This is a genomic window from Azohydromonas lata NBRC 102462 (assembly GCF_001571085.1).
Classification (GTDB): Bacteria; Pseudomonadota; Gammaproteobacteria; order Burkholderiales; family Burkholderiaceae_C; genus Azohydromonas; species Azohydromonas lata.
In genome coordinates this window covers 32,539-59,100 of sequence record NZ_BCTC01000009.1, presented here as the reverse complement: position 1 = coordinate 59,100, position 26,562 = coordinate 32,539, and the positions used below count along the sequence as shown (strand labels likewise).

Below are 26,562 nucleotides of genomic sequence, written 5' to 3'. Positions count from 1 at the left end.
CGCTCAGGCGCTGATGCGTTGATTCGCTGAACGGAGACCTTGTAGAGATGCGCCTGCTGCTGGTGGAAGACGACACGATGATCGGCGAGGCCGTGCTGGACCTGCTGCGCGCCGAGCACTACGCCGTGGACTGGGTCAAGGACGGCGAGATGGCCGAAACGGCGCTGCGCACCCAAACCTACGACCTGGTGCTGCTGGACCTGGGCCTGCCGCGGCGCGACGGCCTGGAGGTGCTGCGCGGCATGCGCGCCCGCAAGGACCGCACGCCCGTCCTGATCACCACCGCGCGCGACGCCGTGGCCCAGCGCATCGAGGGCCTGGATGCGGGCGCCGACGACTACCTGCTCAAGCCCTACGACCTCGACGAGATGCTCGCGCGCATACGCGCCCTGCTGCGCCGCGCCGCAGGCCGCGCCGAGCCCGTGTACGAGCACCTGGGCGTGGCGCTCGACCCGGCCACGCGCGAGGCCACGGTGGGCGGGCAGCCGGTGGTGCTGTCCGCGCGCGAATGGGCCGTGCTGGAGCCGCTGATCGCGCGCCCGGGCATGGTGCTGTCGCGCACGCAACTGGAGGAAAAGCTCTACGGCTGGAAGGACGGCGTGAGTTCCAACGCCGTGGAGGTCTACATCCACGGCCTGCGCAAGAAGCTGGGCGCGGAGCTCATCCTGAACGTGCGCGGCCTGGGCTACATGGTGCCCAAGGCGTGAAGGAGGCTGCGGCCATGCGGGCGTCTTCCTTGCAGCATTCCCTGCGCACGCGGCTGCTGGGGCTGCTGCTGGTGGCCATCGTGGTGTCGGCACTGGCGCAAGGCGTGGTGGCCTACGGCACGGCGCGCGCCGAGGCCGACCAGATCTTCGACTACCACATGCAGCAGACGGCCCTGGCGCTGCGTCCGGGGCTGACGGCGCGCGGCGCGCTGCCGCCGGACGTGGACGTGGACGAGGCCGAGAACTTCGAGTTCATGGTGCAGGTGTGGACGGCCGACGGGCTGCGCGTCTTCCAGTCCGCCCGCCGCGCCGCGCTGCCGCAGCGCGCCGTGCTGGGATTTTCCGACGTGAAGGCGCAGGGCACGATCTACCGCGTCTTCTCGCTGCAGACGCGCTCGCAGGTGGTGCAGGTGGCGCAGGACATGGCCGTGCGCCGCGAGATGGCGCGCAACCTGGCACTGCGCACCGTGGCGCCCATCGTGGTGCTGGCGCCGCTGCTCATGCTGGTGGCTTGGGCCGTGGTCAGCAGCTCGCTGGCGCCCGTGCAGCGCGTGCGCCGCCAGGTGGCCGCGCGTCAGGCCGACGACTTGAGCGAGGTCGGCGCGCATGATTTGCCCGACGAAATTCGTCCCCTGGTCAACGAGCTGAACTTGCTGTTTGCGCGCGTGCGGCAGGCATTCGAGGCGCAGAAGAGCTTCGTGGCCGACGCGGCGCACGAGCTGCGCTCGCCGCTGGCCGCGCTCAAGCTGCAGGTGCAGGGCCTGCAGCGTGCGGGCGACGATGCCGCGCGCGAGCGTGCCGCGCAGCGGCTGAACGCCGGCATAGACCGCGCCACGCGGCTGGTGGAGCAGCTTCTGGTGCTGGCCCGCCACCAGGCCGGAGCGGCTGCCGTGCCGGCGCAGCCCGTGGCGCTGGCCGAAGTGGCGCGCATGGCCGTGGCCGACGCCATGCCCGCCGCGCAGGCGCGCGGCATGGATTTGGGCGTGCCCCAGGCCGACGCGGGCGAGGTGGACGGCCACGCCGAGGCGCTGCGCATCCTCATGCGCAACCTGCTGGACAACGCGCTGAAGTACTCGCCCGAAGGCGGCACGGTGGACCTCACGGTGCGCCGCGAGGGCGCGTCGCTGCTGCTGGCCGTGGAGGACAGCGGCCCGGGCATTGCCGAGGAGGAGCGCGAGCGCGTGCTCGACCGCTTTCACCGCGTGCCCGGCACCGAGGCGCCGGGCAGCGGCCTGGGGCTGGCCATCGTCAAGGCGATTGCCGAGCTGCATGGGGCGGCGCTGCGGCTTGGGCAGTCGCAGCGGCTGGGCGGGCTGCGGGTGGAGGTGGAGTTCAGGGCGAGGGGGTGAAGGGCAGACGAAGCAATGTCGGGGGTCGTTGACGTCTTCATGCATCACGTGAGCCAAAGGGGCTCGCCTTCCACTTCGTCATTCCCGCAAAGGCGGGAATCCAGGCGGCCCCACACCAGAGCGCAGGAACGCAGGGTTTTGCCCCGTGGTGCACCAACACCTGTTCTCACGGCCAGCTTGGGGACCGCCTGGGTCCCCGCCTACGCGGGGATGACGAAGTAGTGGGCGCGGCTTGCGGCTTGCGGCTTGCGGCTTGCGGCTTGCGGCTTGCGGCTTGCGGCTTGCGGCTTGCGGCTCAGTTTTCCCTGGCTGCAATGCGGCGCGAGCGCGCGCCATCTCCTTTCAGCCCACCCTCAAAACCCATCATCAGAACTTAAGTACCACCTAAGCGCCCTGCTGCACATTGGTTGCATGTCAAACGACAAACCTGTTCGAGGAGTGCGATCCATGAGCACCGTTTCCCTCTCCCCTGCCCGGCTGACGCTGTCGCTGCTGGCGGCCGGCGTGATCGGCGGCGCCGGCGCCACCTTCATCAGCAGCCACCATGCGGGGGCGGCCATCCCCGCCAACACCGCTCCCACCGCGGCTGTGGCCGCCGCGCCCATCGCGCCCGTCACCGGCGCGCCGGACTTCTCGCAGATCGCCGAGCGCCACGGCGCCGCCGTCGTCAACATCACCGTCACCGGCATGCGCTCGGCCAGCAACGACGAGGACGAAGACCAGGCCGCCGCGCCGCAGGGCGCCATGCCCCCGGGCATGAGCCCGAACGATCCCTTCTACGAGTTTTTCCGCCGCTTCGGCCCGCCGGGCTTCGCCGCGCCCAACCCGCGCGCCCAGCAGCAGCCCATGCGCGGTCAGGGCTCCGGTTTCATCGTCAGCGCCGACGGCGTCATCCTCACCAACGCCCACGTCGTCCACGGCGCCAAGGAAGTGACGGTCAAGCTCACCGACCGGCGCGAGTTCCAGGCCAAGGTGCTGGGCGAGGACCCCAAGACCGACGTCGCCGTCATCAGGATCAACGCCAAGGATCTGCCCGTCGTCCCGCTGGGCAGCACGCGCGAGCTGCGCCCGGGCGAATGGGTGGCGGCCATGGGCTCGCCCTTCGGCTTCGAGAACAGCGTCACCGTGGGCGTGGTCAGCGCCAAGGGCCGCTCGCTGCCGGACGACGGCTACGTGCCCTTCATCCAGACCGACGTGGCCATCAACCCCGGCAACTCCGGCGGGCCCCTCTTCAACGCGCGCGGCGAGGTGGTGGGCATCAACTCGCAGATCTACAGCCGCTCCGGCGGCTACATGGGCCTGTCCTTCGCCATCCCCATAGAGCTGGCCACCAAGGTCAAGGAGCAGATCGTGGCCACCGGCAAGGCCAGCCACGCGCGCTTGGGCGTGGCGATCCAGGAGGTCAACCAGAGCCTGGCCGACTCCTTCAAGCTCGACCGCCCCGAAGGCGCCCTGGTGGCCAGCGTGGACCCCGGCGGCCCGGCCGACAAGGCGGGGCTGCAGGTGGGCGACGTCATCCGCAAGGTGGACGGCCAGGCCATCGTCTCCTCCGGCGACCTGCCCGCCGTCATCGGCCAGTCCCGCCCGGGCGAGAAGGTGGCGCTGGAGGTGTGGCGCCACGGCAAGCGCGAGGAGATCAGCGCCAAGCTCGGCGACGCCGCCGAGAAGCCGGCCAAGGTGGCCGAGGCCGAGCAGGCCGCCCCCGGCCAGCAGGCGAAATTGGGCCTGGCGCTGCGCCCGCTGCAGCCGCAGGAGCTGCGCGGCAGCGGCGTCACCAACGGGCTGGTGGTGGAGCAGTCCTCCGGCCCGTCGGCGCGCGCCGGCGTGCAGCCCGGCGACGTGCTGGTGGCCATCAACGGCACGCCGGTCAAGAGCGTGGAGCAGGTGCGCGAGGCCGTGGCCAAGTCCGACAAGTCGGTGGCGCTGCTCATACAGCGCGGCGACAGCCGCATCTTCGTGCCCGTGCGCATAGGCTGATTCCTTCCCCCGCCGCCACCTTCCAGGGCGGCGGCACTTTGAGGCCGGCGGTTTCGCCGGCCTTTTTTTGTGGGCGGACGGCTGCGCCTGGGGCCTGCAGCTTCCTCACGCCGCCGTCTCCCGCCCCTGCAGCCGCTCCAGCCGGTAGCGCAGCGTGTCGCGCGAGATGCCCAGCAGCCGCGCCGCGGCGCTGACGTTGTGGGCGCTGCGCTGCATCGCCTGCTCGATGAGGTGGCGCTCCATGCGCTCCAGGTTCAGCTCCTCGTCCGCCAGCCCCAGGCCCGCGGACATCCCCGCCGACAGCGAAGGCGCCAGCGCCTGCGGCGCCAGGTGCAGCAGCGCGGGCGTGACGGCCGCATCCTGCGCCACCAGCACGGCCTGCTCCATGGCGTTGCGCAGCTCGCGCACGTTGCCCGGCCAGGTGTGGCGGCGCAGCGCGGCCTGGGCCTCGGCCGTCAGCGCCAGGCCCGGCTTGCGGTAGCGCGCCCCGTGCAGCGCCAGGAAATGGCGCGCCAGCTGCACGATGTCCTCGCCGCGCTCGCGCAGCGGCGGCACGCGCAGCTCCACGATGCGCAACCTGAAGTACAGGTCCGCCCGGAAGCGCCCCTCGCGCACCATGTCCTCCAGCGGCCGGTTGGTGGCGCTGATCACGCGCGCCGTCACCGGCGTGTCGCGCAGGCCGCCCAGGCGGCGCATGCGGCGGTCCTCCAGCAGCTTCAACAGCTTCACCTGCGTGGACAGCTCGGCCTCGCCGATCTCGTCCAGGAACACGCTGCCGTCCCCGGCCGTCTCCAGCAGCCCCACCTTGCGCTGGCGCGCGTCGGTGAAGGCGCCGCGCTCGTAGCCGAACAGCTCCGCCTCCACCAGTTGCGCCGGCAAGGCCCCGCAGTTCAGCTCCACGAAGGGTTTACTTCTGCGCGGCCCGTCGAAGTGCAGGGCGCGGGCGACCAATTCCTTCCCGGTGCCCGTCTCGCCGACCACCAGCACGGCGGGCAGCTCGCCGTCCTGCAGCCTTGATTCGGCCTCCAGCAGCGTGCGCAGCGTCTGCTTCATCGCGCGCATGGGCGGGGAGTCGCCCACGATCTTGTCCAGCCCGCTGTCGCGCGCCTCGCGGGCGCGGTAGTAATCGACGGCCTGCTCCAGCCGGTCCTGCCGCGTGAGCCGCTCCAGCAGCAGCTTCACCTCGCCCAGCACCAGCGGCTTCGTCAGGAAATCCGCCGCGCCGGCCTTCATGGCCTCCACCGCCAGCTCCAGGCTGCCGTGGCCCGTCATCATCACCACGTGCATGCCCGCGTCCGCGGCGCGCAGGCGCTTGAGCGCCTCCAGCCCGCTCATGCCGGGCAGGTTGTGGTCCAGCAGGACGACGCCGGGCTTGAAGTCCTCCAGCAGGGCGAAACCTTCCAGCGCCGAGCCGGCCACGCGCACCTCGCAGCCCGCGCGCTGCAGGTAGACGCTCAGGTTGCGCGCGAGCGCCGTTTCGTCCTCGATGATCAGGATGGCCTGCGCCATGGCGTTTCTCCTTGCACGGTGTCCGCGCGCCGCAGCCGCATGCGTGCCCGCGTGCAGCCGGGACGGCTGTCGATGTCCACGTCGCCGCCCAGGCGCTGCAGCGCGCGCTTGACCAGCGCCAGCCCCATGCCCAGGCCGCGAGGCTTGCTGGTGTGGAAGGGTTTGAACACGTCCACGAGCCGCTGGGCCTCTATGCCGGGGCCGCTGTCGGTGACCTCGACCACGACGTGATCGCCCTCGGTGCAGGCGCGCAGCGCCACGCGGTCGCCCGCGGCGGTGGCCTCCAGCGCATTGGCCAGCAGCGAGTTGACGAGCTGCACCAGCACCACGGCCTCGCCGTGCACCGGCGGCAGCGCGGCGCCGGCCTCGAAGGTGAACTGCTTGCCCTGCGCGCTGAAGCTCGGAGCGAAGCGCTCGGCCGCCTCGCGCAGCGCCGGCGCCACCTCGGCCGTGCCCTGCACCTCGCCGGGCTGGCGGGTGTAGCTCAGCAGCGTGCGCACCAGGTGCTCGATGCGGTCCACGTGCGCCACGGTCTCGCGCGCGATCTCGCCCGGCGCCTCCGCGCCCAATTCCACCTGCAGCTCCGCGCCGGAGCGTATGGAGGCCAGCGGGTTGCGGATGCTGTGCGCCACGGAGGCGGCAATCTCCCCCACCAGCGCCAGCGCCTCGGCCTCCACCATGCGCGCGCGCTGCTGCTGCATGAGGCGGCTGGCACGGCGCACCAGCCCCAGCGTGGACAGGTACAGCACCACGCCGCCGGCAATGGCGCTGGCCCACACCATGAGCGCGCTGCTGCGCAGCACGGCGTTGAGGCTGCTGGGCAGCCGGTACAGCTCCACCACGCCGATGGGCGGGCCCGCGTCCATGGCGCTGGGGTAGACGGGCAGGTAGTTCTCGACGAAGTGGGTCTGCGTGCGCGCCAGCCGCTCGTGCTCGGCCTTGCCCACGGGCTGGTCGCCGGAGACCTGGCCGCGGTGGACGACGGTGTGGCCCTGCAGCGCCTCCTCCAGCTCGTCGTTGTGCTCGAAGCGCCGGCCGATGAGCGCCGGGTCGCTGGACCACAGCACCCGCGCATCCGGCCCCCAGACGTTGGCGCGCAGCACGTCAGGCATGGCGGCGATGTGGCCGAAGAACTCCTCGAAGCCCGCGCGCGAGCCCGACGCCTCGCCGCGCTCGAAATAGTCCTGCACGCCCTGCGTGTCCACGATGCTCTGGACGAGCTGGCGGCTGAGCTCGGCGTCGTGGCGCAGCAACTGGCTCTCGATGTAGCGCGCCAGCAGCGCGGCCTGCGCCACGCTCACCAGCGCCACCGCGATGAAGCTCACCAGCGAGAAGCGGTGCAGCAGGTTGAGCCGGCCGGCCAGCCGCAACGGCGCCCAAAGGGCCGCGAGAAATGCGGGAGCTGTCATGGCGGCATTACACCTTGCGCGGCCGGGCCTGCGCCGCGAGCGCGTCCACTTCGCCAGCCCGGCGCCACCGGCCCATGCCCAGACCTCCTTGCACAAGTTGCCTGCGTCGGCCCGCGCCCAAGCGGCGTGCTGCCGTCTGCGGCACAGACGCATGGCGGCTTGCTGGAGGCGTGCCAGCGGCCGGCGCCCATGAAATCAAGGCCTTGGCGGCGCAGTGCTGCGGCGGCTGGGTGAATTGACCCACCGGGGCCGCGAGTTTTGCCCCGATGGCCCAAGAGCCTGCACGCCATGGCGCCGCGCTTTCCGGTGGGAGTTGGCGGTGCGTGCGGATTCCTGCGCCGTGCCCGCCCGGGCATGCGCCTGGCCGGTGCTAGCCTCCCGCGGTCCTGGCGCATGGGCTGCCGCGCGCAGGACCTGCACGAGGAGCCTGGCGCAGCGCACCACCACAGACACCGCCCGCGGGATGCCGACATGAATCAAGCCGAGGCCGACGACCCAGACATTTGCGCCGCGCCCGCCGCGCAGCCGCCGGACGTGCACCAGCAGTTGCAGGCCGCGCTGGCGCAGCTCGACGAGGAACGGCGCTTTCGCACCCGTTTCCTTTCCTCTCTGGCCCACGAGCTGCGCAACCCGCTGGCCTCGCTGCGCAGCGGCTTTTCGCTGCTGCAGCGGGTCAAGGGCAGCCAGGACGCGCTGGCCGCGCAGGTCAACCCGCTCATAGACCGGCAGCTCAGCCACCTCATGCGGCTGATGGACGAGGTGGACGACCTGGCCCGCGCCCGCGCCGGCCAGTTGCCGCTGCACCGCGAGCGCTTGAGCCTGCAGTCCGTGGCCGAGGCGGCCGCCGCCGCGGCCCAGCCCTTGCTGTCCGCTCACGTGCAGTCGCTGCACGTGGACGCCGGCCCAAGCGCCATGTGGGTGGAGGGCGACGCGCCGCGGCTGGCCCAGGCGCTCACGGCGCTGCTGCAGGAGGCCTCGCGCCATGCGCCCTCGGCCGGCGCGCAGATCAGCCTGGCCGTGCACGGCCGCGGCGGCAGTGCCATGGCCACCGTGGCCGAGCACGCCGGCGGGCTGCCGCAGGACGGCCTTCAGCCTCCGCGCCCCGAGGACGACCTGCTGCACAGTGCCGACCAGGCGCCGGGCGTGAGCCTGTCGCTGGCGCGGCTCGTCATCGAGCTGCACGGCGGACGGCTGTGGGCGCAGGCACACCCGCACGGGTTGGGCCGGGTCCTGGTCGCGGCGCTGCCGCTGGCGGCGGACGGCCCGGTGCAGCCCGGCGCCTGAGCGCCGGAGAGCCGCCCCAGGCTCACACCCGGCGCAGGAACAACCGGAAGCCGCCGCCCGGGGTCGGCAGCGCGCGCAGCGCCAGCAGTTTCACGTCACTGCGCATCGCCCGGAAAATCATGGCACGGCCCAACAGTCCGCCTTATTCGTTCGTCAAAGCCCGGATTCAGCCACCACGCGCGCCTTGCCAATCTCCGGATCGAAAACCACGTATTGACCGCCTTCATAGTAGGTCGAGTGGTAAAGCATGGGCTGGCCACTGGCCATGAGGCGTTTGTAGATATTGAGCGAGACCTTGAATATCGGGTCGCCCTCTTCCGCCACGGAGCGCGCCTTGGGCACGGGGCGGTCATTTTTCCTGACCAGCGTATAGGCCACGGTGTCGTCCGCAAAGCGGCGTGCCTCCGTGGCCCACTGTGGATGGTTGATATCCATGCCGATGTGAGGCGACAAGGGTGACGCGTAGCTGTACAGCAGTTTGCCCTGGTCGGACATGACGGTAATGGACAGCCTGGCCAAATGGCATGGGCCCGGCCCGATGCTAACCGTGAGCCGGTCTTGCGCCGTGGGAGCGGCAAAAGGAATCGGCCTGCTCACGGAATACTGGCATGGCTCATCCGTGGGCGATCTGGCCTGCACGGCAATTGACGATGCGCTGATGAAAAAGGCAACCAGGAATTTCAAAGGAGTTTTCATTGGTTTACTTGTAATTCTCACTTCACAGACCCACGGAAATATTCATGCCGCACTCAACAGCCTCGAAATGCCATTCGAAAGATTTGAGTGACAACTATTCCACGCAACCAGCCGTTGCCGCAATAAAACGAGAAACATTTGAGTTAAAGCAAATTATTTTCAGAAAAACCAGATTTTTCCCCACTTAAAATTCCCGTTCGAACATATTTCCCCTCACCTGAAATCCCGGCTCCCCGCCACAAACCTGCCCAGCAGCCCGGTCAGGTCCAAAAGGTGCCCGGCGACCAGGGCGCAAACTTCCCCTTCCCTCTGCCACCGCCCATAAACCGCCAGCAGCCGCGAGCGCAATAAGACCTCGCGCTGGCGCTCGCGGATGCGCTTCCAGCACACCACCTGCACCACGCCGGTTTCGTCCTCCAGGGTCACGAACACCACGCCCTTGGCCGTGCCGGGCTGCTGGCGCAGCGTCACCAGGCCGCAGGCGCGCACCAGTCGGCCGTGCGGCTGTTCCAGCAACTGCGCCGCGGACAGCAGGCGCCGCTCCTCAAGCAGCGGGCGCAGCAGCGCCAGCGGGTGGCGGCGCAGCGTCAGGCCCGTGGCGGCGTGGTCGAAGACGATTTCCTCGCCCTCCGGGGCGGGCGGCAGCTCGATGAAATCCTCGTTCACCGGCGCGTCGCCCAGCAGTGCCGGCAGCGTGGTCCACGCCGCCGCTTCCCATACCTGCTGGCGGCGGTGCCCGGCCAGGCTCATCAGCGCGTCGGCGCCGGCCAACAGGCGGATGTCGCGCGCATCCAGCCGGGCGCGGCGGGCCAGGTCTTCCGCGTCGTCAAAGGGACGCATTGCGCGGGCCTGGGCGATGCGCATGGCCGCCTCCTGGCTTAGGCCCGCCACCATGCGCAGGCCCAGGCGCACGGCGGGGCTGCTTGGGCTGCTTGGGCTGCTTGGGCCGATGGGACCAATGGGAACGACGCGGTCGTCGGGACCACTGCAGCGCTTGCGGGCTTGCAAAGCGTTTGCTGTGAGCTGGCCGGCACCGCCCCCTACTTCGTCATTCCCGCGCAGGCGGGAATCCAGGCGGCCCCCAAGCGGATCGGGAGAAATCACTTTGGCGTGAGCGGCGTCCTGGGTTCGTGCGGCCTGCCGGTGCTCTTGCGCTCTGGCGTGGGGCCGCCTGGATCCCCGCCTGCGCGGGGATGACGAAGTGGGGGGCGAAGCGCCTTGGCTGTCGGGATGCCATGGGTCATCGGTTTGCGGGCACCCTTCCGCCCCTTCCACCCCTTCCTGCCTTTCTGCTTCTGCCGCCTCCGCTGCCTGTGCCTGTGCCTGTGCCTGTGCCTGTGCCTGTGCCTGTGCCTGTGCCTGTGCCTGTGCCTGTGCTGCCTCCGCCGCCGCCTTCGCTGCCTCGCCCGCCTCCGCCTCCAAGCCCGCCCCCTCCAGCGTGCAGTCCCAATCACTTGCCATCACGTCCGCCGCTCGCACTTCCACGCCATGCCGCCGCGCGTCCTGGACGAGCTGCCAGGGTGTGTAGAAGCCCAGCGGCTGCGAATTGAGCATGGCCGCCAGAAAGGCTGCCGGGTGCCGGCACTTGATCCAGCAGCTCGTGTAGACCAGCAGCGCGAACGAGGCCGCGTGGCTCTCCGGGAAGCCGTACTCCGAAAAACCCTTGATCTGCTCGAAGATGGCCGTGGCGAACGCCGGGTCGTAACCCCGCTGCGTCATGCCGCGCACGATCTTGTCGTGGTACTGCTCCAGCCCGCCCTTGCGCCGCCACGCTGCCATACTGCGGCGCAGTGCGTCGGCCTCGCCGGCCGTGAAGCCCGCGGCCAGGATGGCCACCTGCATCACCTGCTCCTGGAACACCGGCACGCCCAGCGTGCGGCCCAGCGCCTGCCGCAAGGCCTCGCCGGGATAGGTCACCGCCTCCTTGCCCTCGCGCCGGCGCAGAAAGGGGTGGACCATGCCGCCCTGTATCGGCCCGGGGCGGACGATGGCGACTTCGATCACCAGGTCGTAGAAGCAGCGCGGCCTCAATCGCGGCAGCATCGCCTGCTGGGCGCGGCTCTCGATCTGGAAGACGCCCACCGTGTCGGCACGGCACACCATGTCGTAGGTGGCGACGTCGTCGTCCGGGATGTCCTGCAGGCCGAAGGCGTGGCCCTTCAACTGGCCGATGAAATCCAGCGCCTTGCGCAGGGCGGTGAGCATGCCCAGCGCCAGCACGTCCACCTTGAGCAGGCCCACGGCGTCCAGGTCGTCCTTGTCCCACTCGATGACGGTGCGCTCGGCCATGGCGGCGTTCTCGATGGGCACCAGGCGCGACAGCGGCCCCTGCGTCAGCACGAAGCCACCCGTGTGCTGCGAGAGGTGGCGCGGAAAGCCCAGGAGCTGGTCGACCAGCGCCGTGAACTGGCGCATGAGCAGCGAGCCGGGGTCCAGGCCCAGCTGGGCGAACCGCTCGGCGCGCAGTTGGGCGCCGTCCCACCACTGGTGGTCGCGGGCCAGGGCCTCGACGGTGGCGTCGGCCAGGCCCAGCGCCTTGCCCACGTCGCGCACGGCGCTGCGCATGCGGTAGGTGATGACGGTGGCCGCCAGCGCGGCACGGTCGCGCCCGTACTTGCGGTAGAGGTACTGGATGACCTCCTCGCGCCGCTCGTGCTCGAAGTCGATGTCGATGTCCGGCGGCTCGTTGCGCTCGCGGCTGATGAAGCGCTCGAACAGCAGGCTCATGCGCGCGGGGTCCACCTCGGTGACGCCCAGGCAGAAGCACACCACCGAGTTGGCCGCGCTGCCGCGGCCCTGGCAGAGGATGCCGCGCGAACGCGCGAACTCCACGATGTCGGCCACGGTCAGGAAGTAATGCTCGTAGCGCAGCTCCCCGATCAGCGCCAGCTCGTGCTCTACCTGCGCCTGCACCGCCGGCGGTATGCCGCCCGGCCAGCGCCGCCCCGCGCCTTCCCAGGTGAGCTGGCGCAGCCAGGTGGCGGGGCTGTGGCCCGCGGGGACCAGCTCGCCGGGGTAGTGGTAGCGCAGCTCGTCCAGGGAGAAGCCGCAGCGCGCGGCCACTTCCAGCGTCTGCGCCAGCAGCTCCGGGGCGCAGGTCTGCGCCAGCCGCAGCCGCGTGCGCAGGTGCCGCTCGGCGTTGGGCTGCAGGCCGAAGCCGCACAGGGTGAGCGGGCGGCGCAGCCGCGTGGCGGTGAGCACGTCCTGCAGCGGCTTGCGCGAGCGGCGGTGCATGTGCACGTCGCCCGCGGCCACCAGCGGCACGCCGGTGCGCGCGGCCACCTCGCGCAGCCGCTCCAGGTGCAGGGCGTCGTCCACCTGCCGCAGTTGGCTCACCAGCAGCCAGCAGCGGTTCGTGAAAGTCCAGGCCAGGCGGCGGGCCAGGCCTTCGATGGCGGGCACGTCTGCGCCGCGCGGTGGGGCGGCCAGCACCAGGCAGTCGGCCAGGGCATCGGGGTCCAGGCTGGAGAGGCGCAGCGGCGCGTAAGTGCCCTTGTCGCCCGCGCGGCGCAGCCGGGTGATGAACTGGCAGAGGTTGCCGTAGCCGTTCAAGTTGCAGGCGAGCAGCACGAGGGTGGCGGCGGCGTCGGCGGCGTTGGGGGCCGGTGCGTCCTCGCCCTCCTCGGCCTGCAGCCTGAACTGGGCACCGACCAGCAGCTTGAGCTTGTGCTGCTTGGCCGCGACGTGGGCGCGGACGATGCCGGCGAGCGAACACTCGTCCGTGAGCGCCAGCGCGCTGTAGCCGAGTTGGGCAGCGCGCTCGATCAGCTCCTGCGGGTGGCTGGCGCCGCGCAGGAAGCTGAAGTTGGAGAGGGACCAGAGCTCGGCATAGGCGGGCAGGCCGGGGGTGGGCGCGGTGATGTTCTTGTTGTTGGGGGGCATGGAAGGCAGGGTCAGAGCCGGGCAAGGTCGGCGTGGGACCGTGGTGACACGGCCAGCCAGGGGCGCACACGCAGTGCACGCCAACCCGTGAGCGGCCGCCGGAGGCGGACGCGCAGCGCCCCCCGATCCGTCATTCCCGCGAAGGCGGGAATCCAGGCGGTCCCCAAGTCGGCCGTCAGCTCATGGGGCGGCGTACCGGGGACAAAACCGCGGTGATCCTTTGTTGTCTCTACGCTCTGGCGTGGGGCCGCCTGGATTCCCGCCTCCGCGGGAATGACGAAGTAGGTTGCGTGCCCAATCAGCTTGCGGCTGATGCGCAGAGCTACTTTCGGCATGCAGCGTTTGGCCAGCCTCCACCCTCTCTTCCCCTTCCTCCCCCTTTTCTCCTGTCCCCCGCCGTGCCGCCGCATCCCAGCTTGGGCCCTCACGCAAAGCTCCCATGCAAATACCAGGCGCTCGCCTCGTCGGCCAGCCGCGTCTGGAAGATCCACAGCAGCCCGGCATGCGGGCTCCAGGCCAGCCAGTAGTCGCGCTGCACGTGGCCGCTGGCGATGGCGCTCTGGCCGCCTGGCCCGCCCGGCGTGCCCTGGCCGCCCGCGCTGCCGTGCTCCAGGCCGGCCTCCTCCCCCAGCCGGTGCCACCAGCCGCCCTCTATGCGGTGCGGCCCGGCCACGAGCTGCAGCGGGCCCTGGTAGACGGGCCGGTTGTCCTTGAGCGCCAGGCGCAACGGTTGCGCCAGCACGAAACCGGGCTGCGGCAGCAGCGTGGCCTGCGCGGGCGGCAGCGCGCTTGGGCGCGGCGCGCCCTGCTGCACGCTCAGCCAGCGCTGCATCCACTCCGGCCGGTGGTCGGCCACCAGCAGCGGCCGGCGCACGCGCTCCTCGCCCAAGCGCGCCGACAGCCGCTGCAGCACCTGCGACAGCGGCTCGCCCTCGTCACGGCCGTCCGGCAACAGCCCGGCGCCGGGCGCTGCCAGCGGCTGCCACTGCTGCAGCCGCAGGCCCAGCGCGCCCGCGGGCGCCAGCAGCGCGGTGCGGTGGAGGTGCTCGCCCAGCAGCCGCTGCAGGAAGGCCACGTCCCGCGTCGGCTCGGCCGTGCGCAAGGTGAGCTCGCCACCGGCGCCGGCCGCGCGGCTGCGCATCGCGTCATGCGCCCAATACAGGGTGAAAGCCGTGGCCCCGCCGTGGCGTGCCGCCAGCCAGCCGCACAGCGCCAGCAGCAGCCGCCGCGCGGCCTGCGCCAGCGCGGGAGCCTGCTCCACGCGCCAGGGCAGCTCCAGCTCCAGGGCGAAGGTCTCCGGCAGAGTGAACCAGCGCCAGGCCTCGGGGCGCAGGCCATAGGCCTGGTCCAGCGCCTGCAGCAGCTCCCCGCCAAAGCGCCGCGACAGCCCTCCGCGCGGCAGCCGGCGCAGCCCGCCCAAGGTGCTGCAGCCCGTGCGCAGCAGCGTGGGCACGTGCGCGCGCGCCGCGCTCAGGGTGTGCAGCGCCAGGCCATCCAGCAGCGCACACAGCGGCGCGGCGGCGGGCTTGTCGGCCAGCGTGGCGGCGTCCATGGCGCCGTCGGCCTCGGTACAGCCCGCGTGCCCCGCGCGCGCCAGGGCCAGCGCGGCCAGCCCGGTGGAGGCGCCCCAGCTCAGCGCGCAGGCGCCCAGCTCCAGCGCCTCGGCCGCCATGCGCGCGCGCAGCGCCGCCGCGCCGCCGAACAGGCGCAGGCTGGCGCGCAGCTCCATTAGCACCGCCTCCTCCACCCGCGCCACGCGCGGCGTGAACTGCAGGGCCCAGTGCGACAGCGCCGCCAGCGCGGGCGGGTCGCCGGCTGGCGCGCCCTCAGTGGGCGGTGCGGGCGTGCAGGCGGCGGCCCACAGCATGCTCGGCCTCCGTGGCGGACCTTTGGGCGGCCAGCGCCGGCTGCACCGGCGCGGCCACATGGGCCAGCGCGGGCGCCGGCCCGGGCGCCACCCGCGGCGCCGGAACGTGCCGGCTGGGGGCGACGGGCTGCGGCGGCAGGCCCGCGCCGCGCCAGGCGCGCGCGGGCAGCACCGCGCGCAGCCCGGGGGGCACGGCCAGCAGCTCGATGTCGCCCTCGTGCGCCGGGCCGCGGCGCTTGAGCAGGTGCACCTTCAGCGCCCAGGGCGTGGCGCCCGGCGCGGCCAGCAGCCGCAGCGGTGCGGCCGAGGCTTCATGCCGCGCGGCGGCCGGGCGGCAGATGAAGGCCGGCCGCTGGCCGCCGCCTTGCGCGCACCCCTGCAGCCGCCGCAATTGCTCAGGCCGCGCCTGCGGCAGCCAGGCCACCACCACGGCGCCGGCGGCGCGCAGCAGTTGCTCGGTGCACCACAGCTGTTGGGCCGGGCTGTCGGCCTGCACCCACACGAGCTGGCGCACGTCCAGGCCCATTTGCAGCAAGCCCGGCGCGTTGGGCTGGCGCGGCGGGTTGACCAGCGCCAGCCGCTGGCCGCGCGCGGCCAGCGCGGCCAGCGCCGGGCCCAGCAGCCGCCACTCCAGCACGGCCGGCTGCGGCTGCAGCAGCTCCGTCAGCGCCCCGCCGGGCCAGCCGCCGCCGGGCAGCTCGCGGTCCAGCGCCTCAAACCCCGTGGCCCAGGCCGACACCGGCGGCTGCCCCATCTCGCTGCCCCGCCACAGGCCCGCCGCCACCGCGGGCGGCAAGGACGCCAGGGAATGGGAAATACCGAGTGGCGACGAGCGGGGTAATGCCATGGGTGTCTTGAATACTGTGTTTTCATACAGTATCCGACACTTTGGGCCGTTTGCGCACTGCCGGTAGTGCGTGCGCAACAAGTTTTCTGCAAGGGGCCGCCTGGATTGACGCCTGCGCGTACACAACGGACGGGGAACGGGTGAATCAGGACGTCGTTATGGCGGCCCGCCCATCAAGATTCAGGAACCATTTGAATCTCATGGCCGGCGACTTATTAATACCAGCCAATACCGGCACCCGCCGCAAAATCCCCGGACAAAACACCAACGAACAATTTCCTGCTTACGCCATTGCCCCCAGCATCGCCAATACCGCCGCATGCGTATACCGGCTGGCCACGTCCTCGATAAACCGGTTGAAGTCGACATGCGCCGTGTCGTCCGCGCGGTCGGACACCGTGCGCATCACCGCGCAGGGCACGCCGAAGTCATGGCAGACCTGCGCCAGCGCCGCGCCTTCCATTTCCACGGCCAGGGCGTCGGCGTGGTCCGACTGCAGCGCCTGCGCCTCGGCGGCGCTGCTCACGAAACGGTCGCCGCTCACGATCAGCCCGCGGTGCACGCGCGGCCCGTGCGCCACGCCGCAACCGGCCAGTTGCACCGTGCTCAGCTCCGAGCAGGTGCCCGCGGCAATGGAGGACAGTACCCGCGCGCAGGCGATCTCCAGCCGGCGCGACAGCAGCGCGTCCGTGCCGAAGCGCGAGCGGCCATAAAGAGGCACCTCGAAGCGCGCAAAGATGGGCGAGGCGTCCATGTCGTGCTGCAGCAGCGTGTCGGCCACCACGATGTCGCCTATGCGCACGCCCGCGCCCAAGCCGCCGGCCACGCCGGTGAAGACGATGGCGTCCACCTGGAAGTGCTCCAGCAGCACGGCCGCCGTGGTGGCCGCGGCCACCTTGCCGATGAGCGAGCGCACCAGCACGACGTCGTGTCCGCACAGCGTGCCCACCCAGAACTCGCGCCCGGCACGGCGCACGCACTGCGCATTGGGCAGCGAGGCCAGCAGCCCGCGCAGTTCCTGGTCAATGGCGCTCACGATGGCCAGGCGACCCATAGCTCATTCCTCCCGCGGGCAAGCCCCGCTGTCCCTGTGTATGAAGACGTGCGCCGGCACAGCAGGCCGGCGCGCGGGCGGGAGTATGGGCCCTGCCGCGCGGGCACCGCGGCCGCGGCGCGGGCGGCGCGACGATCAGAACAGGTCCACGTCTCCGCCGTAGTCCGCGGCCACTTCCAGCCCGGCCTGCGCCATCGCGGCCGGGCCGGTGACGCGGTTGCGCCCGCTGGCCTTGGCCAGGTGCAGCGCACGGTCGGCACGCTCGATGGCGCTGGTGGGCAGGTCGCTTGGGCGCAGCTCGGTGAAGCCGATGCTCACCGTCACGCGCTCGGCCTGCGGGTAGTGCTGCTGCGACACCTGCTCGCGCACCCGGTCCAGCACCTGGCGGGCGGACTCCTCGTCCACGGCCTCCAGCAGCACCACGAATTCCTCGCCGCCGAAGCGGAACAGCCCTTCCTCCGTGCGCAGCGCCGTGCGCATCACGCGCGAGGTGATGAGCAGCACCTCGTCGCCCACCAGATGGCCGAAGGTGTCGTTGACCTTCTTCATGTGGTCCAGGTTGAGCACCGCCATGTAGTGGCTCAGCGGCGGCTCGGCTGCCTCGCCTGCGGCCGCCGCGCCGGGAGCGGACCCCAGCACGATGCGCATGAAGCACTCGTTGAAGGTCTTGCGGTTGAACAGCCCGGTGAGCGCGTCGCGCTCGCCGTAGTCCAGCAGCGCCAGGAAATTGCCGTACAGCCGGACGATGGCGCGCGCCGTCTGCCGCGTGTGGCGCCCAAGCGCCCCGTTGCTGCGCACTTCCACCACGCCCACGCCTTGCCCCGTGACCACCAGCGGCAGCAGCATCACCGTGGGATGGCCATCCACCTCCAGGATCTGGTGGCGGCGCAGGCACTCCATCCAGGCCGGGTCGACCTCCTCCACAAGGTGCGCCTCGAAGCGCGTGACCATCCCCGTGTCCCTGGCGCGCCGCCCCCGCCCGGTGATGGGCACGCGCGAACGCCATTGCAGCGACTGCGAGTCGCCCGTGCAGCGGTGCAGGGCCACCGTGGCCGGCGCCAGCAGCTCGCGCAGCGTGTCCAGCAGCAACGTGTCGGCCCGCTCGCGGTCGCGATGGCCGGTGATGTCAGCGAGATGGTCTATCAGTATGGTCATTTGCGTTGCATTTTGTCACCGGCTCGGCAGCCGCTCTCGCCGCAAAACGCGGCGCGCAGGCGCTTCACCCAGCCTGTTTGCGCTTGGGCAAACTCGGCCACCGCTTGTTTTCGGCGTTTGCAGCGCCGAATGGAGGCCGAGGAGGGGCTGCAAACGTGCAAGGTTTGCAAAACAGGCGTTCCCGATGGGTCATGCAACGGTGCCGGCGGTCCTGGACGGCGCCGTGGGCCGCGAAAGGCTCAGGCGCCCACCCTCACTGCGCCCCGGGCGCGAACACGCGCAGCCGGTGGCCGTCCGGGTCCTGCGCGGCGAAGGTGAAGCCGAAGTCCATGGCCGTGGGCGGCTGGATGACGGGGATGCCGCGCGCCGTCCAGTCGGCGTGGCGGGCCTCGACGGCCGCCTTGTCCGGCACCGCGAAGGCCAGCTCCATGCCGCCCGGCGCGGTGGCCGCGGGCACCACGCCGCCGGCGCCCCACAGGCCCAGCATCACGCCGGAGTCCAGCGCGAACAGGGCAAAGGTCGGCGAGCTCTCCACCGGCGCCTTGCCCAGCAGCGCGGCGTAGAAGCCGGCGCTTTCCACCGCGCTGCGCACGTACAGCAGCAGGAAGTTGGGGTCGGACTTGAGGGCCTGGCCGGCGAGGGCGGCGGTGGCGTCGGCAGTGTGGGCAGTGGCGGCGGTGTTCTGGGTCATGGCGGCTCTCCCGTGGCGTTGAAGCCAAGTGCTTGTCGAAGGCCTCCATGCTCGCGGCGGGGTGTGACAGATTCCGTCAGCAGCGTGCAGCGCCCTTCCCGCACGGCGCACGCCGCGTGCGCCACTTCAGGGTTGCGCGACGCCTTCGCGCTCGCGCCAGTCCTTGAGCAGCGCCTGGCGCCGGCGCGGGTAGCGCTCCTCGCGCGGGCGCAGCGCGGCGATGCGGTCGGTGCGGAAGTGGCGGATCTCGCCGCGCAGCTCGCAGTGCGCCACCAGCACCTGCACGCGGTCGAAGAAGCCCAGGGCGAAGGGCCACACGGTGCGCGTGCTGCAGCGGCCCTGGGCGTCGCGGTAGTCCAGCTCCAGGCGGCGCTCCAGCCGGATGGCCTCGCGCAGCGGCGGCAGCAGCGCGGCCTCGCCGGCCACCAGCGGCGCGCTTGGGCCGGCCAGCAGCGCGCTGTCCTCCAGCTCGCGCTTGAGCGGCGCGGGCAGCACCGCGCCCACCTTGGCCAGCAGGTCGCGCGCGGCGGTGGCCAGCCGCGCGTCGCCGCGCTCCATCACCCAGCGCGAGCCCAGCACCAGGGCTTCGAGCTCGTCCACCGAGAACATGAGCGGCGGCAAGGTGAAACCCTCGCGCAGCACGTAGCCCAGGCCGGGCGCGCCATCGACGTGCGCGCCCTGCGCCTGCAGCGTGGCGATGTCGCGGTACAGGGTGCGCAGCGAGATGCCCAGCGCCTGCGCCAGCGCCGCGCCGCCCACGGGGTGGCGGTGGCGGCGCAGCAGCTGCAGCAGGTCGAGCAGGCGTTGGGAGCGGGACAAGGGTTGGGCCGGTGGGTGGCGAGGCCGGGCATTGTGCGCACGCGGGCCTGCGCGCGGCTGACGCGGCGCGGGCGGCACGTTCGCGTGCGGCGCCGCCGCCGGGGCTGGCGGCGGATTGAAGGCGGGCTGGGGCGTCAGGCCGCGGGCGCCGCGCCCGGCGTGTCCGGCACATGCGGCGCGTCCGGTTCCATGCGCGGCCGCTGGTCCATCAGCTCGTCGAACAGGCCCTGCGCCGCGGCGGACAGGCCGCGGTCGCGGCGGCGGATGGAGAAGATCTGCCGCTGCAGCCCCGGCGCGTGCAGCGGCCGCGTCACCAGCGCCGGGTGCTCGAAATGGAACAGCGTGAGCGCCGGCACCACCGTGATGCCCAGCCCCGCGCGCACCATGCCCGCCACGGTGCCCAGCTGCTCCAGTTCCATCACCGGCCGCAGCACCACCGTGCCGGCCCACAGCGCCGACTCGATGTGCTGGCGCACGCTGCTGTTGCGCGCCAGATGGATGAAGGGCTCGCCGGCCAGGTCCGCCAGCACCACCACGGGCCGCGCCGCCAGCGCATGGCCGCGCGGGCACACGAGGTGGAAGCGGTCGGCGCAAAAGGGCTCCACCAGCAGCTCCGGCGCGGCCGAGCGCACCGCCGCCAGCGCGAAGTCGGCCCGCCCGCCGCGCACGCGCTCCACGCAGTCCTCCGACAGCGCATCGGCCACGTCCAGTTCCACGCCGGGGTGGCGGCGCCTGAAGCCGGCCAGCAGCGGCGGCAGCCAGCCCGCGGCCAGCGCCGGCAGCGCGGCCAGGGCCACCCGGCCGCGCCGCCGTGCCACGTGCTCGCCCAGGTCGGCCACGCTCAGCGTCAGGTCGCGCAGCAGCCGCTGCGCGCTGTCCAGGAACAGCGCCCCTTCGGCCGTGGGCTCCACGTGGCGCGTGCTGCGGTCGAACAGCCGGGCGCCCAACGCCTCCTCCAGCGCGCGTATGAGCGCGCTGAACGCCGGCTGCGACAGGTGCAGCCGCGCCGCGGCGCGCGTGAAGTTGCGCGTCTCGGCCAGCGCCACGAAGGCGCGAAGCTGGCGCGTGGAGAAATCCGGCTCGCTCATCGCGTGCCCCGCCGTCGACTATTCATTTGCTTTGCCTATGAATTGATCCAAACAAACGAATTCTCCAATTGAATCGCCGCTCCTACAGTGGTTTGCATCGTCCCAGGCACGGGCCCGCAGCCCGCACCCGCCATGCAAGACACCTTGTTGATAGGTTGCGCCGCCGGTTTTTCCGGCGACCGCACCGACGCCGCCCGCCCGGTGGTGGACACCCTGCTGCGCCGCGGCCTGCCGTCGGTGCTGATCTTCGAAACCCTGGCCGAGCGCACCCTGGCGCTGGCGCAACTGGCGCGCCGCGCCGACCCGGAAAGCGGCTACGAGCCGCTGCTGGCGGACATGCTCGCGCCCGTGCTGGCCGACTGCCTGGCCGGCGGCATACGCATCGTGGGCAACTTCGGCGCGGCCAACCCGCACGCCGCCGCGCGCCGCGTGCTGGCGCTGGCGCGCGAGGTGGGCGCACGCGTGCCGCGCGTGGCCGTGGTCAGCGGCGACGACGTGTCCGGCCCCGCGCACCGCGACGCGCTGCGGCAGGCGCTGGGCGCGCGGGCCGAAAACCTCGACGTCGCCAGCGCCAACGCCTACTTGGGCGCGGAGGCCATCGCGCAGGCGCTGCGCGAGGGGGCGGACGTGGTGATCACCGGCCGCGTGGCCGACCCCTCGCTCACCGTGGGCCCGGCGCTGGCGCATTTCGGCTGGGCCCTGGACGACTGGGACCGCCTGGCGCGCGCCACCATGGCCGGGCACCTGCTGGAGTGCGGCGCGCAGGTGTGCGGCGGCTACTTCGCCGACCCGGGCATCAAGGACGTGCCCGGCCTGGCCGAGGTGGGCTACCCCATCGCCGAGCTGGACGCCGACGGCGGCTGCCTCATCACCAAGGCCGAGGGCACCGGCGGCTGCGTGGACGAGCACACCGTCAAGGAACAACTGCTTTACGAGTTGCACGACCCGGCGGCCTACCTCACGCCGGACGTGGTGGCCGACATTTCGGACGCCTGGGTGGAGACGGTGGGCGAGAACCGCGTGCGCCTGCACAGCGTGCGCGGCCACGCGCGGCCGGCCACGCTCAAGGTCAACGTGTTCCACGCCCAGGGCTGGCTGGCCGAGGGCGAGATCTCCTACGCCGGGCGCGGTGCCGAGGCGCGGGCGCGGCTGGCCGGCGACGTGCTGCGCCGCCGCCTGGCTTCCTGCGCGCCGCTGCGCGTGGACCTCATCGGCGTGGCCAGCGTGTTCGGCGACGACGCCGGGGTGTGGCTGAGCCGCCAGAGCGTGGGCGACGCGCGCGACGTGCGGCTGCGCGTGGCGCTCAACCACGCCGACAAGGCGCAGGCCGAGCGCCTGGCGCGCGAGGTCACGGCCCTCTACACCTGCGGCCCGGCCGGCGGCGGCGGCGTGCGCACGGGGCTGCGCCAGCGGCTGGGCACCGTCTCCCGCCTGCTGCCGCGCGAGCTCGTGTCGCCGCAACTGGAATTCATCGAATGAAGCAAGCCGACTCCACCGCGCGCCGCGTGCGCGTGCCCCTGCTGCGCCTGGCCCACGGCCGCACGGGCGACAAGGGCAACATCTCCAACATCAGCCTCATCGCCTGGCACCCGGCGCTCTACCCGGTGCTGCAGGAGCAGGTCACCGAGGACGCCGTGGCCGCGCAGTTCGCGCACCGCCGCCCCGCGCGCGTGACGCGCCACGCGCTGCCCAAGCTGCACGCCATGAACTTCGTGCTCGAAGGCGTGCTCGACGGCGGCGTCAACGACGCGCTCAACCTCGACAGCCACGGCAAGGCGCTGGCCTTCCTGCTGCTGGACATGGACGTCGAAGTGGCTGAAGGCCTGCTGCCGCTGCTGCGGCCCGCGCCCTGACGCCTCCCACACAACATCACCCGGAGACAAGACCATGACCGATTCGGCCCACGCCCCCACCTCCACCCGCCGCCACGCCCTGGCCGCCCTGGCCGCCGCCGGCCTGGCGCTGCTGGCCGCCCCCACCGCCATGGCACAGGGCAAGTACCCCGAAAAGCCCGTGACCTTCCTCGTGCCCTTCGCGGCGGGCAGCGCCACCGACCAGCTCGCGCGCGCCCTGGGCCAGTCCTTCACCGAGCAGACCAGGCAGGCCGTGGTGGTGGACAACAAGGCCGGCGCCAGCGGGATGATGGCCGCGCAGGCGGCCGCGCGCGCCGCGGGCGACGGCTACACGGTGCTGATCACCACCAACACCACCCACGCCGCCAACGAGCACCTCTACAAGAAGCTGCCCTACGACCCGGTGAAGGACTTCGCGCCCGTCACCGGCCTGGCCAAGGGCGGGCAGGTGCTGGTGGTGCGCGCGGAAGCGCCGTTCAAGACCGTGGGCGACGTGGTGGCCGAGGCGAAGAAGCGGCCCGGCAAGCTGAGCTTCGGCAGCGGCAGCTCCTCCAGCCGCGTGGCCGGCGAGATGTTCAAGCAGCTCAGCGGCACCGACATCCTGCACGTGCCCTACAAGAGCAACCCGCAGGCGGTGACGGACCTGCTGGGCGGGCAGATCGACCTGATGATCACCGACACCGCCACCGGCGTGCCGCAGGTCAAGGCCGGCAAGCTGCGCGCGCTGGGCACCTCGACGGCCAAGCGCAGCCCGCTGCTGCCGGAGGTGCCCACCATCGCCGAGGCCGGCGTCAAGGGCTACGACATGGGCTACTGGTTCGCGGCCTACGTGCCCGCGGCCACGCCGGCGCCGGTGGTGGCGCGGCTGGGCGAGCTGCTGGCCACGGCGGTGAAGAGCGCGGCGGCGAAGAGCTTCTTCGACTCCACCGGCGCCGAGCCCTGGACCACCACGCCGCAGGAACTGGCCAGATTCCAGGCCGATGAAACACAGAAGTGGGGCCGCGTCATCAAGGCGGCGGGGATAGAAGCCGAGTAAGCGGCGATCCGGCCCCCTGTTCCCGAAAGGTCACGGCGCCCATTGGGCGCCGTGCTTATTTGGGAACGCCCGCCACGCGCGCCCGGCGCGGGTGGCTTGGCCGGCCGGCCTGCTCGGCTAGCATCGCGCCTGCGGCGCTGGTGCGCCCAAAGCAAGCCGGACGTATTCAGGAGCAAGCAGTTTGAAGACTATTGGCCTCATCGGTGGCATGAGCTGGGAATCCACCGTGCCGTATTACCGCATCATCAACGAGACGGTGAAGGCGCGCTTGGGTGGGCTGCATTCGGCCCGCATCCTATTGCACAGCGTGGATTTTCATGAGGTTGCCCAATTGCAGCGCGACGGCAATTGGCCCACGGCCGGCGTGATGCTGGGCAAGGCCGCCAAGGGGCTGGAAACCGCGGGCGCCGACATACTGGTGCTGTGCACGAACACCATGCACAAGGTGGCGGCGGATATCGAGTCGGCGGTGAGGATTCCGCTCATCCATATTGCCGACCCCACCGGCGAGCAAATCCGCCAAACAGGATTTGGCACGGTGGGCCTGCTGGGCACGCGCTTCACCATGGAGCAGGATTTCTACAAGGACCGCCTGCGCCAGCGTCACGGCCTGCAGGTGCGCGTGCCGGATGCGCACGACCGCGAGCTGGTGCACCGCATCATTTACGAGGAATTGTGCGTGGGGCAAATCCGCTCCGAATCGCGGCGGGAATTTCGCCGCGTGATGGCCCAATTGGTGGCGCACGGCGCGCAGGCCATTATTTTGGGCTGCACGGAAATTTCGCTGCTGGTTTCGGCACAGGATGCCACCGTGCCGCTGTACGACACCGCGATGATGCATGCGGTGAAGGCGGCGGAGTTGGCGCTGGTAACAGACTGAGCGCCCATTCGGGTTCATCATCACGGCCCCAACAGTTACCGCGGCCCGCGCCACCAGCCATGGAACAATTTCTTGCCAACGTCGTCTGGCATGCGCTCTCCGGCGCGCATTTGAAATATTCCATCGGCACGGACAGCGCCAGGCGCTACGCGCCGGGCTTTTCGCCCATCATTGGTTTTGCCGATCCGCAGCGACCTGATTTCCAGGCACTGCGCCCTTTTTGCGAAACCGGCGAGCATTTTTATTGCGATGGCTGGTCAGGTCCCGTGCCGCGCGGCTGGCGCCTGGAACAGGAAGCCACCATGTTCAAAATGCTGTGGGATGCGGAATTGCCCGACGCCGATGCGGCACCGGAGGCCACGCAACTCGGCCCGGAGCATGCCCCGCAGGCACTGGAATTGGCCACGCTCACCCAGCCCGGCCCTTTTGGCATCCGCGCCCTGGAATTGGGCGAGTATTTCGGCATTTTCGATGGCGGCCGCCTGGTGGCCATGGCGGGCGAGCGCATGGCGGCGGGGCCGCTGCGGGAAATCAGCGGCGTGTGCACGCATCCTGATCATCAGGGCCGCGGCTGGGCGCAGCGGCTGGTTTTAAAACTGCTGCGGCGGGAAATGCGGCGCGGGGAAACGCCGTTTTTGCACGTGATGAGCGCCAACGAGGGCGCGCGGCGGCTGTACCGCCGGCTGGGATTCACGGAGGTGCGTGAATCCGTGGTGCGCGTGGTGGCGCCGCTTTGATTCGTGAACCAAGGCTCAGAACCCGCACGATTTGACTGCCGGCCAGGGCCGCCCCCGCCATCCAATTGAACATATTTTTGGAGACGCCATGAAACTCAAATTCCCGGTGAAAAAGATATTGCTGGGCACCGCCGTGCTGGTGGCGGTGGGCACGGTGGTGGCGCAGGCCTCCGGCCTGACGCGCACGCTGGTGGCGCGCAACGACGTGTCCTTCGCGCCCAACCGCGAGGCGGTGGTGGTGCGCGTGGACGTGGCCGCCAACGCCGCCGCGGGCCGCCACACCCACCCGGGCGACGAGGTGGCCTACGTGATGGAAGGCCAGTTGCAACTGACGGTGGAAGGCCAGGCGCCGCGCTTGGTGAAGGCCGGCGAATCCTTCACCGTGCCGGCCGGCGTGCCGCACGACGCGCACAACGACGGCGCGGGCACGGCCAAGCTGGTGGGCGTGTACCTGGTCGAAAAGGGCAAGCCGCTGGTGGCGCCGGCGCCGGCGCCGGCGCCGGCTGCGGCGAACTGAGGCCTGTTGAGGCCGTGAAGGACGGGCCTTGCGGCCCGCTTCACATCCCCGGGCGCGCCTGCAGCCCGCGCCCGCGCGTGAGCCAGTCGGCGTCGAAGCGCTCCAGTTCCTCGCGCGCGGCGTCCAGCAGCGCCGCGGGCTCCAGCACCGGTACCTTGAGCTTGCGCACTGCCGTGGGCACGGCGGTGACGAGCACCTCGTCCAGCAGCGCCACGCGGATGCCGCGGCGGGCGTAGATCTCCACCAGCTCTTCCCAGCAGGCGCCGTCGGCCTCGAACTGGCCGATGAGCAGCACGTTGCAGCGCTTGGCGCGCATGGTGCGCAGCACGCTGGGGTAGTCGTCGCCCAAGTGGGCGCGCAGCTCGATGCGCAGCTCGTCGCGGAACTCGAAATCCACCAGCGCGCTCTCGCCCGGCGCTTCGCCGTCCACGCGCACGCGGCACTGGGCGTAAGCGCTGAATTGCACATGGGCGCCGTCCACCTCGAAGCAGGCCGGCTCCAGCTGCAGCACGGGCTCCCACCAGCGCTCGGCCACCTCGCCCTGCGGCGCCACGGCGGGCATGACGTCCAGCGGCGTGCCGGGGCACTCCACCACCAGGCGCGGCAGCTCGCGCTCCAGCGCCTGCAGCACGCGGGCTTTGTGGCGCAGGTGCTGCTCGGGCACGGGGTCGCCCTCCTCCAGCGGCTCGTGCAGCCCGTAGTCCTGGTAGCGCAGCGCGATGCGCGCGGGCAGCCGCGACTGCCAGCCGCGCACCAGGGCGTCCGGCGACACGGCGGCGGCCAGTTGCGCCGGCAGCTCGGGGTTCACGCGCAGCAGCAGGCGCAGGCAGAAATCGTTGTGCAGGAAGCGGTTTTGCAGCCGGTTCTGCTCCGGCGTGCTCGCCGGCGGGCCGAAATGTTTGTGCAGCCACTGCAGCAGTTGCGGGTGGTGGCGGCGCAGGTGGGCGTGGCGCGCGCCCATGAGCCACAGCGCGTACTCGGCGTGCACCAGCAGCAGCGACAGCGGCTGGTCCTTGTACTTGCCGTAGGGAATCAGTTCGAGCGCGGGTGCGGGCGCCTTGCGGCGCGCCTGGGCGGGCGCCGGCTTGCCACCGGACGGCGCCTCCGCGTCGAAAAGACCATGCTGCATCCCCATTGCTCTCCCTGAACCCGCCTGACTGCTGCGAGGGCGGGATTGTGCAAGACGCGCGCGACCCCGCAGGCGC

General features: G+C 71.4%; 23 protein-coding genes. 11 read left to right on the top strand and 12 right to left on the bottom strand.

All coding sequences use genetic code 11. The annotated features are described in order from the left end of the window. Positions 1–47: 47 nt before the first annotated feature. The 3 genes from ALA01S_RS05450 to ALA01S_RS05440 all read left to right on the top strand — a co-directional run bounded on the left by ALA01S_RS05450 (position 48) and on the right by ALA01S_RS05440 (position 4,033). Positions 48–707, top strand: a complete 660-nt coding sequence (locus tag ALA01S_RS05450; protein ID WP_066333150.1) for a response regulator transcription factor — start codon at positions 48–50, stop codon at positions 705–707. A 14-nt stretch (positions 708–721) separates the two neighbouring features. After that, positions 722–2,056 carry an ATP-binding protein gene (locus ALA01S_RS05445; protein ID WP_066333259.1) on the top strand — a complete coding sequence of 445 codons (1,335 nt, stop codon included), beginning with the start codon at positions 722–724 and terminating at the stop codon, positions 2,054–2,056. Positions 2,057–2,503: 447 nt separating this feature from the next. Next, on the top strand, positions 2,504–4,033 hold the full coding sequence (locus tag ALA01S_RS05440) for a DegQ family serine endoprotease (RefSeq protein ID WP_066333148.1): 1,530 nt from the start codon (positions 2,504–2,506) through the stop codon (positions 4,031–4,033). 105 nt (positions 4,034–4,138) lie between these two features. On the opposite strand, the gene ALA01S_RS05435 is transcribed toward ALA01S_RS05440, so the two are convergent. Together ALA01S_RS05435 and ALA01S_RS05430 are read right to left on the bottom strand one after the other, a co-directional pair. Continuing rightward, entirely contained in the window at positions 4,139–5,542 is a 1,404-nt protein-coding gene (locus tag ALA01S_RS05435) for a sigma-54-dependent transcriptional regulator (RefSeq protein WP_066333145.1), read from the bottom strand. Beyond that, complete coding sequence (locus ALA01S_RS05430) at positions 5,524–6,951, bottom strand: sensor histidine kinase (protein WP_169805856.1); 1,428 nt, start codon at positions 6,949–6,951, stop codon at positions 5,524–5,526. Before ALA01S_RS05430 ends, ALA01S_RS05435 begins: the two co-directional genes overlap by 19 nt. Before the next feature lie 471 nt (positions 6,952–7,422). Between ALA01S_RS05430 and ALA01S_RS05425 the strand changes: the two genes are divergently transcribed. Then, positions 7,423–8,235, top strand: a complete 813-nt coding sequence (locus ALA01S_RS05425) for a sensor histidine kinase (protein WP_157118781.1) — start codon at positions 7,423–7,425, stop codon at positions 8,233–8,235. Positions 8,236–8,388: 153 nt separating this feature from the next. Here the strand turns inward: ALA01S_RS05425 and ALA01S_RS05420 are convergent, their stop codons facing one another. Next, complete coding sequence (locus tag ALA01S_RS05420) at positions 8,389–8,730, bottom strand: hypothetical protein (RefSeq protein ID WP_066333137.1); 342 nt, start codon at positions 8,728–8,730, stop codon at positions 8,389–8,391. 7 nt (positions 8,731–8,737) lie between these two features. Here ALA01S_RS05420 and ALA01S_RS32590 point away from each other — a divergent pair, with 7 nt between their 5' ends. Then, complete coding sequence (locus tag ALA01S_RS32590; protein WP_157118780.1) at positions 8,738–9,022, top strand: hypothetical protein; 285 nt, start codon at positions 8,738–8,740, stop codon at positions 9,020–9,022. A 122-nt stretch (positions 9,023–9,144) separates the two neighbouring features. Here the strand turns inward: ALA01S_RS32590 and ALA01S_RS05415 are convergent, their stop codons facing one another. The 8 genes from ALA01S_RS05415 to ALA01S_RS05380 form a co-directional block, all read right to left on the bottom strand. After that, complete coding sequence (locus tag ALA01S_RS05415; RefSeq protein WP_084267245.1) at positions 9,145–12,813, bottom strand: error-prone DNA polymerase; 3,669 nt, start codon at positions 12,811–12,813, stop codon at positions 9,145–9,147. Positions 12,814–13,237: 424 nt separating this feature from the next. Next, on the bottom strand, positions 13,238–14,680 hold the full coding sequence (locus ALA01S_RS05410; RefSeq protein ID WP_066333124.1) for a Y-family DNA polymerase: 1,443 nt from the start codon (positions 14,678–14,680) through the stop codon (positions 13,238–13,240). After that, positions 14,640–15,527 (bottom strand): translesion DNA synthesis-associated protein ImuA, encoded by an 888-nt coding sequence (gene imuA, locus ALA01S_RS05405; RefSeq protein WP_157118779.1) that lies wholly within the window; start codon positions 15,525–15,527, stop codon positions 14,640–14,642. The genes ALA01S_RS05410 and imuA overlap by 41 nt, the downstream gene beginning before the upstream one ends. A 283-nt stretch (positions 15,528–15,810) precedes the next feature. Beyond that, positions 15,811–16,581, bottom strand: a complete 771-nt coding sequence (locus ALA01S_RS05400) for a 5'-methylthioadenosine/adenosylhomocysteine nucleosidase (protein WP_066333115.1) — start codon at positions 16,579–16,581, stop codon at positions 15,811–15,813. 135 nt (positions 16,582–16,716) lie between these two features. Next, positions 16,717–17,736, bottom strand: coding sequence for a GGDEF domain-containing protein (locus tag ALA01S_RS05395; RefSeq protein WP_066333113.1), 1,020 nt, complete (start codon positions 17,734–17,736; stop codon positions 16,717–16,719). Between the two features lie 253 nt (positions 17,737–17,989). Then, positions 17,990–18,427, bottom strand: coding sequence for a VOC family protein (locus tag ALA01S_RS05390; RefSeq protein ID WP_157118778.1), 438 nt, complete (start codon positions 18,425–18,427; stop codon positions 17,990–17,992). A 126-nt stretch (positions 18,428–18,553) separates the two neighbouring features. Continuing rightward, complete coding sequence (locus ALA01S_RS05385; protein ID WP_066333112.1) at positions 18,554–19,246, bottom strand: helix-turn-helix transcriptional regulator; 693 nt, start codon at positions 19,244–19,246, stop codon at positions 18,554–18,556. A gap of 134 nt (positions 19,247–19,380) precedes the next feature. Beyond that, positions 19,381–20,334 (bottom strand): LysR family transcriptional regulator, encoded by a 954-nt coding sequence (locus ALA01S_RS05380; protein ID WP_066333110.1) that lies wholly within the window; start codon positions 20,332–20,334, stop codon positions 19,381–19,383. 132 nt (positions 20,335–20,466) lie between these two features. Between ALA01S_RS05380 and ALA01S_RS05375 the strand changes: the two genes are divergently transcribed. From ALA01S_RS05375 to ALA01S_RS05350, 6 genes are all read left to right on the top strand, one after another. Continuing rightward, complete coding sequence (locus tag ALA01S_RS05375; RefSeq protein WP_066333107.1) at positions 20,467–21,813, top strand: acyclic terpene utilization AtuA family protein; 1,347 nt, start codon at positions 20,467–20,469, stop codon at positions 21,811–21,813. Further along, on the top strand, positions 21,810–22,187 hold the full coding sequence (locus tag ALA01S_RS05370; protein ID WP_066333104.1) for an AtuA-related protein: 378 nt from the start codon (positions 21,810–21,812) through the stop codon (positions 22,185–22,187). The genes ALA01S_RS05375 and ALA01S_RS05370 overlap by 4 nt, the downstream gene beginning before the upstream one ends. A 34-nt stretch (positions 22,188–22,221) precedes the next feature. Next, positions 22,222–23,223, top strand: a complete 1,002-nt coding sequence (locus ALA01S_RS05365; RefSeq protein WP_066333102.1) for a Bug family tripartite tricarboxylate transporter substrate binding protein — start codon at positions 22,222–22,224, stop codon at positions 23,221–23,223. A gap of 181 nt (positions 23,224–23,404) precedes the next feature. Continuing rightward, positions 23,405–24,103: an aspartate/glutamate racemase family protein gene (locus ALA01S_RS05360; protein WP_066333099.1), complete on the top strand. Its 699-nt coding sequence runs from the start codon at positions 23,405–23,407 to the stop codon at positions 24,101–24,103. A 59-nt stretch (positions 24,104–24,162) separates the two neighbouring features. Next, a complete protein-coding gene (locus ALA01S_RS05355) occupies positions 24,163–24,840 on the top strand; it encodes a GNAT family N-acetyltransferase (protein WP_066333097.1) in 678 nt (225 codons plus the stop codon). An 88-nt stretch (positions 24,841–24,928) separates the two neighbouring features. Next, positions 24,929–25,357: a cupin domain-containing protein gene (locus ALA01S_RS05350; protein WP_066333094.1), complete on the top strand. Its 429-nt coding sequence runs from the start codon at positions 24,929–24,931 to the stop codon at positions 25,355–25,357. 40 nt (positions 25,358–25,397) lie between these two features. On the opposite strand, the gene ALA01S_RS05345 is transcribed toward ALA01S_RS05350, so the two are convergent. After that, positions 25,398–26,486 (bottom strand): hypothetical protein, encoded by a 1,089-nt coding sequence (locus ALA01S_RS05345; protein WP_066333091.1) that lies wholly within the window; start codon positions 26,484–26,486, stop codon positions 25,398–25,400. Positions 26,487–26,562: the final 76 nt, after the last annotated feature.

What these genes read in the sequence shown, in the direction of transcription:
- ALA01S_RS05375 (WP_066333107.1), top strand. Translation starts at nt 20,467, where the DNA reads ATGCAAGACACCTTGTTGATAGGTTGCGCCGCCGGTTTTTCCGGCGAC.
- ALA01S_RS05370 (WP_066333104.1), top strand. Translation starts at nt 21,810, where the DNA reads ATGAAGCAAGCCGACTCCACCGCGCGCCGCGTGCGCGTGCCCCTGCTG.
- ALA01S_RS05415 (WP_084267245.1), bottom strand. Translation starts at nt 12,813, where the DNA reads ATGCCCCCCAACAACAAGAACATCACCGCGCCCACCCCCGGCCTGCCC.
- ALA01S_RS05365 (WP_066333102.1), top strand. Translation starts at nt 22,222, where the DNA reads ATGACCGATTCGGCCCACGCCCCCACCTCCACCCGCCGCCACGCCCTG.
- ALA01S_RS05390 (WP_157118778.1), bottom strand. Translation starts at nt 18,427, where the DNA reads ATGACCCAGAACACCGCCGCCACTGCCCACACTGCCGACGCCACCGCC.
- ALA01S_RS05420 (WP_066333137.1), bottom strand. Translation starts at nt 8,730, where the DNA reads ATGTCCGACCAGGGCAAACTGCTGTACAGCTACGCGTCACCCTTGTCG.
- ALA01S_RS05350 (WP_066333094.1), top strand. Translation starts at nt 24,929, where the DNA reads ATGAAACTCAAATTCCCGGTGAAAAAGATATTGCTGGGCACCGCCGTG.
- ALA01S_RS05425 (WP_157118781.1), top strand. Translation starts at nt 7,423, where the DNA reads ATGAATCAAGCCGAGGCCGACGACCCAGACATTTGCGCCGCGCCCGCC.
- ALA01S_RS05395 (WP_066333113.1), bottom strand. Translation starts at nt 17,736, where the DNA reads ATGACCATACTGATAGACCATCTCGCTGACATCACCGGCCATCGCGAC.
- ALA01S_RS05440 (WP_066333148.1), top strand. Translation starts at nt 2,504, where the DNA reads ATGAGCACCGTTTCCCTCTCCCCTGCCCGGCTGACGCTGTCGCTGCTG.
- ALA01S_RS05450 (WP_066333150.1), top strand. Translation starts at nt 48, where the DNA reads ATGCGCCTGCTGCTGGTGGAAGACGACACGATGATCGGCGAGGCCGTG.
- ALA01S_RS05345 (WP_066333091.1), bottom strand. Translation starts at nt 26,486, where the DNA reads ATGCAGCATGGTCTTTTCGACGCGGAGGCGCCGTCCGGTGGCAAGCCG.
- ALA01S_RS05445 (WP_066333259.1), top strand. Translation starts at nt 722, where the DNA reads ATGCGGGCGTCTTCCTTGCAGCATTCCCTGCGCACGCGGCTGCTGGGG.
- ALA01S_RS32590 (WP_157118780.1), top strand. Translation starts at nt 8,738, where the DNA reads ATGGACAGCCTGGCCAAATGGCATGGGCCCGGCCCGATGCTAACCGTG.
- ALA01S_RS05380 (WP_066333110.1), bottom strand. Translation starts at nt 20,334, where the DNA reads ATGAGCGAGCCGGATTTCTCCACGCGCCAGCTTCGCGCCTTCGTGGCG.
- ALA01S_RS05410 (WP_066333124.1), bottom strand. Translation starts at nt 14,680, where the DNA reads ATGCTGTGGGCCGCCGCCTGCACGCCCGCACCGCCCACTGAGGGCGCG.
- imuA (WP_157118779.1), bottom strand. Translation starts at nt 15,527, where the DNA reads ATGGCATTACCCCGCTCGTCGCCACTCGGTATTTCCCATTCCCTGGCG.
- ALA01S_RS05435 (WP_066333145.1), bottom strand. Translation starts at nt 5,542, where the DNA reads ATGGCGCAGGCCATCCTGATCATCGAGGACGAAACGGCGCTCGCGCGC.
- ALA01S_RS05355 (WP_066333097.1), top strand. Translation starts at nt 24,163, where the DNA reads ATGGAACAATTTCTTGCCAACGTCGTCTGGCATGCGCTCTCCGGCGCG.
- ALA01S_RS05400 (WP_066333115.1), bottom strand. Translation starts at nt 16,581, where the DNA reads ATGGGTCGCCTGGCCATCGTGAGCGCCATTGACCAGGAACTGCGCGGG.
- ALA01S_RS05430 (WP_169805856.1), bottom strand. Translation starts at nt 6,951, where the DNA reads ATGACAGCTCCCGCATTTCTCGCGGCCCTTTGGGCGCCGTTGCGGCTG.